This window comes from Saprospiraceae bacterium, assembly GCA_026129545.1.
In the GTDB taxonomy this organism is placed as follows: domain Bacteria; phylum Bacteroidota; class Bacteroidia; order Chitinophagales; family Saprospiraceae; genus M3007.
This window is the reverse complement of record JAHCHX010000001.1, coordinates 3,271,642-3,284,098: the sequence shown is the minus strand read 5'-3', so window position 1 is coordinate 3,284,098 and position 12,457 is coordinate 3,271,642. Positions and strand designations below refer to the sequence as shown.

The following is a 12,457-nucleotide window of genomic DNA, read 5'->3' as shown; positions in this document are numbered from 1 at the left end:
TAATTGGACTTTCCACCACTAAACCAACGTTTTAACATCCCAACAAACGCTACCTTTCGCCGACGCAAACCAGATTTCTTAACCTTTCAAATGAACGACTGCACAATATGAAATCGAATACATTGCTCACCTATCTGCTCTATGCGCTGCTCGCCACGCTCATCCTTTCTGCTGGCTACAAGATGTGCCAAATGCAGAAAGACAAAGAGCGAAAAGCCAAGGAAGAAGCCGAATGGCAGGAAACGCTCAAAAAACTCTACCCCGAAGGTGACACGACGGCTAGTGGCAGCTCCTACTCGGACTATGACTCCACTCGGCAAACCACAGCCACTAGCCCCCCCCCCTCTTCAAACAGCGGCACCCCACCCCCTGCTTCCACCGGGGCCGCCACCAAGCCAACCACGCCCCAGTCCACGACCTCGCCCTCCACCACGACACCCTCTACCACCACCACCATCCCAAAAACCACCACAAAAGGCGGTGGCACAAGCGTGCCGGGCGTGGGTTCGGGTCAATGGGAGGTGCGTGCCGGCACATTCCAGTATATGGATGGCGCGCGCGAACGCCTCGAGCAAGTTATTCGCATGGGCTACACCAATGCCGAAATCAAAAAGACCAGCAATGGCTGGGCAGCCGTAGTGGTTTTGCGCACCAACGATAAGAATCGCGCCATCCAGACCGTTGACCAATTGGAGCGTCGCGGGGTGGATGCAGCCGTTTTTAAGCGATAATCACATTGATTTTTAGCCATGTCAACACGCCTTGCCCACCCTCCGCGGGCAAGGCGTGCCTATTGTTAGCAGATTGGTTTCTTACATTTGCCCGCAAAACAATTATCCATGATAAAATTTCAGCCATATCTTTTGCCTGTCATCGCCCTTGTCGCGATAGGAATTTCTTCCCCGCTGTTTTCGCAAAAGACCTCCGTAAAGGACATTGATGCCCGAGTCGAGGCACTACTTGCCAAAATGACTCTTGACGAAAAAATCGGGCAACTTCACCAAGTTCCCGGCGACATCAGTACTGGCACCGATGTCGCTAAAGACGATTTGCTAACCCAAATCAAGGCTGGCAAGGTTGGCAGCATATTGAGCCACACCAATTTTGACAACAAAATCGCCATGCAACGCGCCGCGGTCGGCACCCGCCTCGGCATACCGCTCATTTTCGGTTTCGACGTGATACATGGCTACAAAACCATCTTTCCCATCCCATTGGCACAAGCAGCAAGTTGGGATATGGGTGCCATCGAACGCGCCGAGCGAATCGCTGCCGAAGAAGCCAGCGCCGATGGGCAAAACTGGACGTTTTCGCCTATGGTGGATGTATCGCGCGACCCGCGCTGGGGCCGCGTCATGGAAGGCTCGGGAGAAGATACCTATCTCGCAAGTCGCGTGGCTGTGGCTCGCGTGAGGGGTTTTCAAGGCGACGATTTGAGCAAAAACAACACCCTTGCCGCTTGCGTCAAACACTTTGCCGGATACGGATTCGCCGAGGCAGGACGCGACTACAACACGGTGGATATGAGCGAACAACGCCTCCGCGAAATCGTGTTGCCCCCATTCAAAGCCGCCGCCGACGCAGGCTGTGCCACTTTTATGAATGCGTTTAACGTGCTCAACGGCGTACCTGCCAGCATGGACAAACACTTGCTCACCGATATTCTGCGCGGCGAGTGGGGCTGGAAAGGAATGGTGGTGAGCGATTGGAATTCGTTCGGCGAGACCATCATCCACGGTGCTGCTGCCGATGAGGCCGACGCTTCCGCCAAATGCCTTTCGGCAGGCAGCGACATGGACATGGCTGGCGGCACCTTCCAAAAAGGCTTGAAAAAAGCATTGGAGAGCGGGCGAGTCACGCAAGCCCAAATAGACGAGGCCGTGCGTCGCGTGTTGCGCCTGAAATTCTCGTTGGGCCTCTTCGACGACCCATTCCGCTACCTCGACCCTAAACGTCGCGCTGCTACGCTTGAAAAGCCCGAATATCGGCTTGCTGCACGCGAATTGGCGGCCAAGAGCATGGTGCTGCTTAAAAACGAAGGCGGTCTGCTACCCCTCCGCCCCGATGGGCCATTCAAAAAAATCGCCATCATTGGCCCATTGGCCGATAGTCGCGCCAACAAGAACTATATGAGCTTCTGGACGCTCGGTCTCGGAGATGTCAGCCAATACGATACCACCAAAGTAGTCACGCCCGGCATGGCATTGAAGTCCTCTTTGGAAGAAGCAGGCTTTGAGGTCACTATTACCGAAATTTGTTTCAATGCTGACTGCACCGAAAGAGACTTTTCGGCGGCTTTGAAAGCAACAGCGGCAGCAGACCTGACCATTGTTTGTGTGGGCGAGACGGGTATTGATTGTGGAGAAAGTCGCTCCGTGACCGACCTCAATCTGAAATACAACCAAGAAATCATCATGAAAATAGCCGCTCGCGGCAATATGCCCACCGTGATGGCGCTGTTCAACAGCCGCCCAATGACCTTCCAATGGGCCTCGGAAAATATCCCGGCCATTCTCGTGTGCTGGCAGCCCGGCTTTGAAACGGGCAACGCCTTGGCAGACATCATCACCGGGGCGGTGAATCCTTCCGGCAAATTGCCTGTCACTTTCCCGCGCTCCGTCGGGCAAGTGCCCATCTATTACAACACCCTCAACACGGGCCGACCGCAGCAGCAACAAGGGCAAATGTGGACAAGCGGCTATCTTGATTCGCCCACCTCACCCGCCTACCCGTTTGGTTTTGGACTGAGCTACACCACGTTCTCTTATTCGGACATAAAACTCAACAAAACCAAATTAAGAACTGGCGAGACCCTTGAAGTCTCCGTCACCGTGAGCAACACGGGACAACACGCCGGGGAGGAGGTGGTTCAGCTATACATCCACGACCCTGTTGCCGACATTGCTCGGCCAGTGAAAGAATTGAAAGGTTTTGAAAAAATAAAACTCGACACCTACGAAAGCAAAACGGTTACTTTCCGACTCACGGAACAAGACTTGGGTTACTGGAATCACGAATTAAAATTCAAGGCCGACCCCGGCAAGTTCAAGGTGTTCGTAGGGGGCAGCTCGCGCGATGTGAAAGAGGCCGAGTTCGAGCTAGTGCGCTAATTTGGCGAAATTATCTCCGCGCTATCCGATGGTCAGGACTTCGGAAAATACACGCCTGGTGACAAGTCCCCGGCGTGTATTTTTGTTTCTGTCGGGTCAAAAACTTGATGCAGCATCTACTGCTAAAAACAAGAGCTGCCTATCATGCTTCCACGACGACAAGCAGCTCATGTTTTTAATCAAAACTCCAGCTTGTAACTCAATACAGGAATCAACGGAGTCTGATAATAGTATTCGATGGTGCCTTTCTTTTCATTGTAGTAGCGCCCGAACACGTTTTGCCGATTGGTCGTGTTTTGCAGGTCGAGACTCAAGGTGGTGGTGAGTGCACGATAGTTGCGCTTGAGCCGCACCCCCGTGTCCAGTCGGAAATAAGCGGGCATTCGTTCTTCAAAAGCGCGGCTATCGTCGCGCACCGTCTCGCCTTTTTCACGGGATGCGGCCAAGTCAATCGGTGTTTCGCGCAGGCCTCCAAGGGTCGTCAATTTAAGGTTCACGCCGAAAGTGCGGTTCTTTTTCCATTCCCATTCCTTGCCTGCCGTGAGCGTGTTCACATAGTTAGAGTTGAAACGCGTGTTGTGCCACACCCCGTCGCTGCCTCGATATTCCGATTGGAACAAAGAAGAAGCCAGCAAGAAGTAAAAACCTCGCGTCAGGAATTTTTCCACCGTCAATTCGAGGCCGTAGTTGCGCCCCAGCCCATCGTTCACCAAGCTTTCGTTGACGAACCCTTGTGTCAGGTTGAGCATCGAAAAGGCATCGGGTACTGCCCCATTTACCGGCACGTTGGTCAGCGATTGATAGTAGATTTCGGGTTTTATATGCCAATTGCCAGATAGCGACTGGTCGAACGACAGCACAAAATGGTGCGCTTTCGTCAGGCCAAGGTCACGGTTGGGGGTGGTGAATGAACCATCGTCCCCTGTTATTTTGGCAAAATAAACCCCCAAAGGTTGAATTTGCGAGTGCAGCCCATAGCCGAGACTAAGCGACTGCGCATCCGAAAATGCGTATTTCACTGACGCGCGCGGTTCCACCGAGGCGGTGTTGTTCAGGAGAAAAAACAGCCCGTGCAGCCCCGCGTTCAGCGTGAGGCGCTCGGTGGCGCGGAATTGCCATTGCGCAAAGGTGTTGAGGGTAGTGCCACTGCCCGAATCCTTTATCTGCTCTTCCAAGCGATTGTTTTCCTCAATAAATTCGTGTTGGCTGAAATTGAAGTTTAGGAAATTGACATAGCCACCCGCCCGCAGAAAATGCCGAGCATTGAATTTATGGCTGAGCGTGGACGACGCGGTAATTTTTGTCTGAATATGTTCATTGTCGAACTGACGGCGCATCGAGTAGTCGTCGAGCAGTTTATCGGTGCGCTCGCCATTTCGTGTGCCAGAAGCAGTCACGACTGTTTTCAAATATGTCTTATCGTTCAAAATCAGGCTGTGCGTAAGACCCGCCACGCCCGTATTCGCCACAAAATCATAATCGTATCGCTTGAAATCATCCTCTTCCCAAAGCAAAGAATCGGCCTTGCCCCGTTGAGTTTGGTCGCTCAAGCCTCCCATCCCGAACAAGGTGAACACGCCCGCTTTCCCCGCTGGCAGCCACACGTTGAAAGACAAATCCTGAAAATTGGTGACAGCGTCGCCGATATTGACCCCCATTTTCGACAGGACGGAAAGCGTGGAATAGCGATAATTGATGAGATATGAGCCTGTTTGCTTGCCCACACGGAACGGCCCTTCGGTAGCGGCATCAAGACCCAACACGCCCGCTTGCAACGTGAATTCGCGGCGTTCGGAATTGCCCTTGCGAAGTTTCAAATCAAATACGCCCGAGAGCGCATTACCGTATTCCGCGGCGAACGCCCCAGTCATAAAGTCGGAGTTGGTCAGCAATTGGGCGCTCAAAATAGAAATGCCGCCGCCTGACGTGCCCACCGAGGAAAAGTGGTTGGGGTTGGGGATGTCCACACCCTCCATGCGCCAGAGCAGACCGTTGGGCGAGTTGCCGCGAATCGAGATATAGTTGTTGCCATCGGCAGGCATCGCCACCCCCGCGAACGACGAGGCCATACGGGCTGGGTCGTTCACGGCGGCGGCGAATCGCTGCGTCTCCTCTACCGAGAAGGTGCGGGCACTTACCGTCGAGAGTTCGTTGAGCGGTTTTTGCTTCTCAATGCCCGCCGTGATGACCACCTCTTTCGATTGCATGAAATCTTCTTCCATTTCAATGACGAGTTCGGTTTCTTTGCCAGAGTTTACGGTCACGTTGGCAGTCACAAATTCTTTGTAGCCGAGGTAGGTCACTCGCAAAGTCTGCTTGCCCACCGGCACATCTGTCATGCGGAATCGCCCATCCAAATCGGTCACGGCACCGCGTTGGGGGTCAGTGCTGAGCAAAGCGACCGTAGCCCCAATCAGGGGAGTCTTCACAGCCTTGTCGAGCACCGTGCCTTTGAGGGTTTGGGTGTACGTTTGTGCGTTGGCTGCAGCTGTCAAGAACAAGAGAAAGGCGGAGAAAAAAATGTTTTTGTGCATAGCTTAATTGTTCGTTGTTGTTTTCAAAAAATCGGAGAGAGGCAGGCACCTCCCTCCTTCAATTTCCGTCTCACCCGTAAAATGATTTGGAAAATTTGCCCTGAGACACACAGCCGGAAACTTTACCCTGATGTGCGATGAAAATTTTTTTTAAACCTGCCCGCATCAGGGTGTCGTCACACCTTGTGTGTCATAGGGTGTTCAAAACCCGTAAAATTTTGGAACAACCAAACACTCAGACCCAAATAGCAGCCCTTCGGAATGGCGACGAATCGGCATTTGATGCCGTTTTCAGGCGTTGGTACGAGCCGCTTTGTCAATATGCCTGTCGGATGACAGACAGCGATATTGATGAAGCGGAAGATATTGTGCAGCAGGTTTTTGTGAAAATTTGGGAACAGCGTGAGCGTCTTGCCATCGAGTGGTCGCTCAAAGCTTACCTATACAAGACCGTGCACAATGCAGCCCTCAATAGGATTCGCGCCAGCCAGACCCGTTCCAAATATCTGGACTTCAACGCCGCACAATTGGACAACAAGCAAGCTTTGCCCGACGACCACGCATCCGAATTGGGCGAGCACCTCCAAAAGGCGCTTGACCTGTTGCCGCCACAATGCCGCCACATATTTGAGTTGAGCCGGTTTGAAGAGTTGAAATACCGTGAAATAGCCGACCATCTCGGCATTTCAATCAAGACAGTGGAAACCCAAATGGGAAAAGCCCTGCGCATCCTTCGCCTCCAATTGGCCGATTATCTTGTCACGTTGTTTGGCTTTTGGTGTGTGGTGGGGGCATTCATTTGACCAACGCTTTTTCAGAAACGATGCACTCAACAGCACTTGTTCCGACCAAACCGAACCGAACCAAGATGTAGTCTATGGAAAACTTCGACGAATATATTGATGCGCTCATCGCCCGCCACTTGGCCGGGGAAACCGCTTCCGATGAGGATGTCGAGCTGCAAGCTTGGGTGGCACAGTCGCCCCAAAACCAACGTTATTTTGCTGATTTGCAGGCAATCTGGCAACGATCAATGTCCGCAAAACCAACCGCGTCGCGCCCTGTGAATACGGAAGCGGCGTTGCGAAAAGTGAAGACTCGCATGGGCGCAGGTGGGCATTTTCGCGTCAGCCCCATTCGGTTGGGTTATTGGTGGAGAGCTGCCGCGGCTGTGGCGCTGTTGCTCACCGCTGTTTATTTTTTGTGGCTGCGCAACCCCTCAGCCCCCGCAACTGTCATAGCTGCCACTGATGCACACCTGATTGAAACACTTTCCGATGGCTCCGTCATCACGCTTGCCCCACAGTCGGGATTGACCGTTATCAAAGGCTTTAACACTCGTGAACGCAGGTTGCGAATGCACGGCGAGGCATATTTTGAGGTAAAATCCGACACAACTCGGCCCTTCGTTGTGGAGATACAAACATTGGAGGTACGAGTGGTCGGAACGGCTTTCAGGGTGGATGAGGCAAGCAATCCGGGACAAGTCATTGTCGCCGTCGCCGAAGGAAAAGTTCGAGTCAGCACGCGCGAGCAATCGCTGCTTTTGCAGGCTGGCGAATCGGCAGTTTATGATAAACAGCGTGATATTCTCTCACGACTGAACGCCTCACAAAATCCCCTTATGGAAAACCGAATGTTACAGTTCGATGCAACATCGCTTAGAGATGTCGTAAGACAAGTTGAAATACTCTATGACATAAAAATAACATTGAAAAACAAAAATCTGGAACATTGCATCCTTACCGCCCGCTACAACGATCTACCTCCAGAACGTGTCTTGGACCTCATTGCCGAATCTTTTTCGTTACGACTAATTAAGGTGGATAATGGAGCGTATATCCTCGACGGTGCAGGCTGTGATGAATGATGCCGCCCCATGAGCCTTGGCCTCTTCCAGATTTTTTATATCTCGATTCGCTAGGATTTGTCAGTTCGCCATGAGTGCTCTCCTTGATTTTGAACAGATTGCGCGCCTTTATCCATGCTCAAAAATTAACCGTGCGGAGTATAGATGCCCCACAACGTGCAAAAATGAACAAGACTATGAGCTTTGAAAATAACGCACGCCTCATCGGGCTTGTCTTTCTTATTTTTTTCCCCTTTCTATTCCCCAACACCCTTTTTGCCAATGACGTGTTGGAAAAACGCATCCATGTCGCATTCTCCGAAACCCCACTAAAAACCGCGCTCGACGAAGTAGCTCGCCTTGGCGGGTTTGAATGGTCGTACAATACCCGCATCATTGATACCGAGCAGCGCGTAAGCCTTCCTCCCGGCACCCGCTCCGTTCGTGAAACCCTCCTTCTGTTGCTTGGTGATGATTACACGTTCAAGCAAAGCGGCGAGTATCTTATTTTGAAGAAAAACAAAAAACCGCAACAAAAACTGAGCGGATACATTTCTGACCCTCGCACAGGCCAAAAAATCTCGAATGTGACAGTCTATGACCGCCAAACCCTGCGCTCCGCCACCACCAATGTAGATGGTTTCTACGAACTGCCTGTGTCGACGCGTGCTGAAATCGTGGTGTCGCGCCTCGACTACCGCGACACGGTGCTGCAAATCACTTCCATGACACCCCGATTTGTCAAAATCGAATTGCAGCCCGACACGCCATCACTCGCCTCCCGCCCGTCGCTCCGCCAGCAGCTCAACCGCGCGTCGCTCTCGCTCGAAAACTTTTTTGTAAAAACATCCCAAAAGCTGGCTGCCCTCAATGTAGAAGATTCGTTGCACCGCCGGTTTCAATTGTCGTTTCTCCCCGGCATCGGAACCAACCACCGATTGAGTGGGAGTGTCGTGAATGATTGGTCCGTCAACATTTTGGCGGGTTATTCGCGTGGCAACCGCAAAGCTGAAATTGCTGGTTTGGGCAATATCACCCGCGAAAACATGACGGGCTTTCAAGGAGCGGGCTTGTTCAACAACTTGCGCGGCAACGCGAGCGGCGTGCAAGCGGCTGGTATCTACAACTATGTGGGCGACACCTTGCAAGGCGCACAAATGAGCGGCATACTCAATGTGGCTCATTATGGAGAGGGTGTGCAGGCAGCTGGGATATTGAATATCGTGCCGCATGGCCGCTTTGCCGTGCAGGCCGCCGGGATTGCCAACCAAACCGACACGATGACGGCCCTGCAAGCCGCCGGAATCTGGAACAGCGCAAAAACGCTCCTGCATGGGGTACAAGCGTCCGGGATAGGCAATCACGCTGCCTCTGCTGATGCTGCGGCACAATTCGCGGGGTTGACCAACAGTGCCGGGCGTGGAAAAATACGGGTACAAGTAGCGGGGTTGAGCAACGTAGCCGATAGCCTTCACGGAACACAAATCAGTGGCTTGTTCAATTACGCCAGACACTTGGAGGGTGCTCAAATAGGAGTCATCAATATCGCCAAAGAAAACAAGGGCCTCCAACTTGGCTTGCTAAATATCTCAAAACGAGGCGGCTATATCGCGTTGGAGGCAAATGCCAACGACGTGATGTGGGCAAATCTGTCTTTCAAATCGGGAGTGCCCACATTCTATGTCACCTTGACCGCAGGAGCCGAACAAGCCGAATCCGAACCCAGCGACTTGCTTTGGGGCTATGGTGTTGGGTTCGGGTCCAGTACTCGTTTTAATAGTTGGTGCGGACTGACTTTTGATTTGACAAATCGCCACGTCAGCCATGGCAGCCATGCAAACGCCGTCCAAGAATGGGTGCAAATAGCACCAGCCGTCAATCTGCACCTCGTTGGAGGACTACATATCGCCGTAGGCCCTACATTCAATTTTTTCATCAGCGACCCAACCGATTTGTCAAGTGTCGCCCTTCGCTCGAGGGTCGTAAAAAACAACTTACTCCCTGCCGACGCGGGTGATGGGTGGTTGGGGGCTTGGCTGGGCTGGTCAGCGGGGTTGCGCTGGCGATTTTGAAAATAGCTGCCAATAGCACCTGCGGCGAGCAGTCGAACCTTGAAAACGCGCGTCGGTGCCGCTCATTTTGGGGCCGTTTGCATTTATGAAGGCAAAGGCGACATTTTCTGAACCAACAACGCCTCAATTCCGCCGCAATTACCCTACTTTTCCCGCTAAAACAAGGCGACGATTTTGTCAATCGTTTGCCGCAATCACCCATCGTCCCATGAAGATAAAATTCTGCGGAGCCGCTCGTGAAGTCACAGGGTCGGCGCATTTGATTGAGCTGGATGACCATTTCAAAATTTTACTGGATTGTGGTCTTTACCAAGGCGGAGATGTTGACGAAGCATCGCCCACCGATGAGCAAAATCGAAATTCGGATGAACGCTCCTACGCCCGCTTCAACGAAAAATGGTTGTTTGACCCACGAGAAATTGATTGCCTCGTGCTCAGCCATGCCCACATTGACCACACGGGTCGAGTGCCAAAATTGGTAGCCGACGGTTTCCGAGGGAAGATATACAGCACCCATGCTACGCGCGATTTGTGCGCCCTAATGTTGCTTGATAGCGCCAAAATACAGGAGGGCGACGCTGACTACCACAACCGCCATAAAGCGTTGAATGAAAAGGATGTGGAGCCGCTCTACACTACGGGAGACGTGGCAAGAGCGATGCGCCAGTTTGCCAGCTTCAACTACGAACAATGGTTCCACATTCACCCAAACGTGCGCGTGCTGTACCGCGACGCAGGCCACATTTTGGGCAGCGCAAGCGTCACGCTAGAGATAAAGGAAAATGGCCAAACCATTCGCATAGGATTTACAGGCGACATTGGCCGACCAGACCGCCCCATTCTCGGCGACCCGCTCCCGATGCCAGAGGTTGACTACATCATTTGTGAAAGCACTTATGGCGACCGCGAACATGAATCCGGCCCGAACGAAATCGAGCATTTTTTGAAAATCGTGCACCATACCTGTGTCGAGAAAAAAGGCAAGCTCATCATCCCGGCCTTTTCGGTTGGGCGCACACAGGAAATCGTGTATATGCTCGACAAACTTCATCACAACGGGCAACTACCAAAAGTCCCGGTCTTTGTGGATAGCCCTTTGGCCGTCAATGCCACACAAGTGTTTGTGAACCACCCAGAGTGCTTTGATGACGAGGTGATTCGCTACATGACCGAAAACGAAAATCCTTTTGGCTTCAACGATTTGTACTACATAAGAAGCTCGGAAGGTTCCAAGCAACTAAACCAAATCAACAAACCATGCATCATCATCTCGGCATCAGGCATGATGAACGCAGGGCGAATCCGACACCATTTGGCACAAAACATCGAGAATCATCGCAACACCTTTCTAATCGTCGGTTATTGTAGCCCCAACACCCCGGGAGGCCAACTGCGCGCCGGCGCAAAACACCTACACGTCATGGGCAAATTCAAGCAAGTGTTGGCCGATGTAGAAATCATGGATTCTTTCTCCGCGCACGGAGACCGCGTGGAAATGCTCGATTTCTTAAAGAATCAAATCCCGTCGTGTCGAAAAATCTGGCTTGTGCACGGCACCCTCGACCGTCAGGAAAAATGGCGCGACCATCTGCTCGAAAATGGTTTCAAAAATGTCGGCATACCCAAGCTGGGCGAAGAGGAAACGCTTGATTAGCACTCCTTTTTCCACCATCGTTATAATCCAATTTACCATGCGCCCAAGTAAGGCCTCGCCCTTTCGAGCCATTGCTTGTCGGTCAGCGCCACAATCTTCGTCAAATCATCCACAGATGCGAATGCCCCATGTTGCTCACGGTAAGCGACGATGAGCTTGGCTTGTTTTTTAGAAATGTACGGATGCTTGCCCATATCCTCTTCCGATGCCGAATTGATATTGATGGCCCGAACTTGATAGGGAGCCGACACAAGCATCGGCTGAATGCTTTGGAACACACTATCAGGCAGTCCATACACCTCCTTTACTTGTTCGACAGACAAAAAACCGCCCAATGCTTCGCGGAAATTGACAATCTGACGCGCCCTTTTTTCCCCTATGCCGGGCAGTCGCTGCCAGTCTTCCATGCTGGAGCGGTTGATGTCGAGCGAGCCTTTTGCCCCGAGGTTGGGTTGAGTACCCTGCCCCTGCGTCCCGCTCCCTGAATAGGTGACGGGACGGAGCCCTTCCTCAGCGGTCGCAATGGCAGCCTGTTGAAAAACAATGTAGGATTCAAGACGCTCGTAGTCATCGTCGCTCAGGGTGTATATTTTTTTAAAATCCTCCTTTTTTCTGAAAACGCCACCCTTTGAGCGAAAATTGAGGATACTCCTGACCGTCCATTGCGGCAAGCCCAGCCGCAGCAGTTCCTGCTCCGTAGCCAAGTTGGGGTCGAACGAAAACGGCTCGCCCACCTGCTTCGCCCATTTTCTCTCCAAAGGCTCACGCCCTTCCGATTCCATGCGAATAAATGGCAGTAGCCGCTCAAAATCTTCTTTCGACAAGCTCCAAATCTTCTGAAGATCCTCCGGTCTGCGAAACTTGCCTCCCTTGTCGCGGTAATTGCAAATGACGTTGGCGACCTTCTCAGAAAGCCCCAATCGAACAAAGTCGTCGAAAGAAGCCGTGTTCGGGTCAAAGTAGAACAGGTTGGCGGCAGACGCGTCCGCTGGCATTTCGCTGGCCTCCATCGCCGCTCGAAAGGCCAATATATCCGCTTGAAACTGTGAAAAATCTGAGGAAGGCCGAGCAGTATATTGGCGCACAATCTCGGGCAAAATGAAAACTAATGCGCAAATAATAGCAAGTGCAATGGTGCCAAGACGTTCCTTGCGGGAAAAATGAAGATAGTTGAAGATGAAGCGTTTCATTGTCCAAAAGGTGTTTTTATGATTGTTCAGATATTGGTTAACCGTTTC

General features: G+C 52.1%; 8 protein-coding genes. 6 read left to right on the top strand and 2 right to left on the bottom strand.

From position 1 onward, the window contains the following. Positions 1–107 precede the first annotated feature (107 nt). Positions 108–731: a hypothetical protein gene (locus KIS77_12725; GenBank protein MCW5923202.1), complete on the top strand. Its 624-nt coding sequence runs from the start codon at positions 108–110 to the stop codon at positions 729–731. Positions 732–839: 108 nt separating this feature from the next. Then, positions 840–3,110, top strand: coding sequence for a beta-glucosidase BglX (bglX, locus tag KIS77_12720; protein ID MCW5923201.1), 2,271 nt, complete (start codon positions 840–842; stop codon positions 3,108–3,110). 179 nt (positions 3,111–3,289) lie between these two features. Here bglX and KIS77_12715 read toward each other — a convergent pair whose 3' ends face one another. Continuing rightward, positions 3,290–5,644 carry a TonB-dependent receptor gene (locus KIS77_12715; protein ID MCW5923200.1) on the bottom strand — a complete coding sequence of 785 codons (2,355 nt, stop codon included), beginning with the start codon at positions 5,642–5,644 and terminating at the stop codon, positions 3,290–3,292. Between the two features lie 218 nt (positions 5,645–5,862). Here KIS77_12715 and KIS77_12710 point away from each other — a divergent pair, with 218 nt between their 5' ends. The 4 genes from KIS77_12710 to KIS77_12695 all read left to right on the top strand — a co-directional run bounded on the left by KIS77_12710 (position 5,863) and on the right by KIS77_12695 (position 11,219). Continuing rightward, positions 5,863–6,447, top strand: coding sequence for an RNA polymerase sigma-70 factor (locus KIS77_12710; protein MCW5923199.1), 585 nt, complete (start codon positions 5,863–5,865; stop codon positions 6,445–6,447). 74 nt (positions 6,448–6,521) lie between these two features. Continuing rightward, positions 6,522–7,514 carry a FecR domain-containing protein gene (locus tag KIS77_12705; GenBank protein ID MCW5923198.1) on the top strand — a complete coding sequence of 331 codons (993 nt, stop codon included), beginning with the start codon at positions 6,522–6,524 and terminating at the stop codon, positions 7,512–7,514. A 176-nt stretch (positions 7,515–7,690) separates the two neighbouring features. Then, positions 7,691–9,565 carry a hypothetical protein gene (locus tag KIS77_12700; protein ID MCW5923197.1) on the top strand — a complete coding sequence of 625 codons (1,875 nt, stop codon included), beginning with the start codon at positions 7,691–7,693 and terminating at the stop codon, positions 9,563–9,565. 208 nt (positions 9,566–9,773) lie between these two features. After that, on the top strand, positions 9,774–11,219 hold the full coding sequence (locus tag KIS77_12695) for an MBL fold metallo-hydrolase (protein MCW5923196.1): 1,446 nt from the start codon (positions 9,774–9,776) through the stop codon (positions 11,217–11,219). 32 nt (positions 11,220–11,251) lie between these two features. On the opposite strand, the gene KIS77_12690 is transcribed toward KIS77_12695, so the two are convergent. Then, positions 11,252–12,409 carry a helix-hairpin-helix domain-containing protein gene (locus KIS77_12690; GenBank protein MCW5923195.1) on the bottom strand — a complete coding sequence of 386 codons (1,158 nt, stop codon included), beginning with the start codon at positions 12,407–12,409 and terminating at the stop codon, positions 11,252–11,254. Positions 12,410–12,457: the final 48 nt, after the last annotated feature.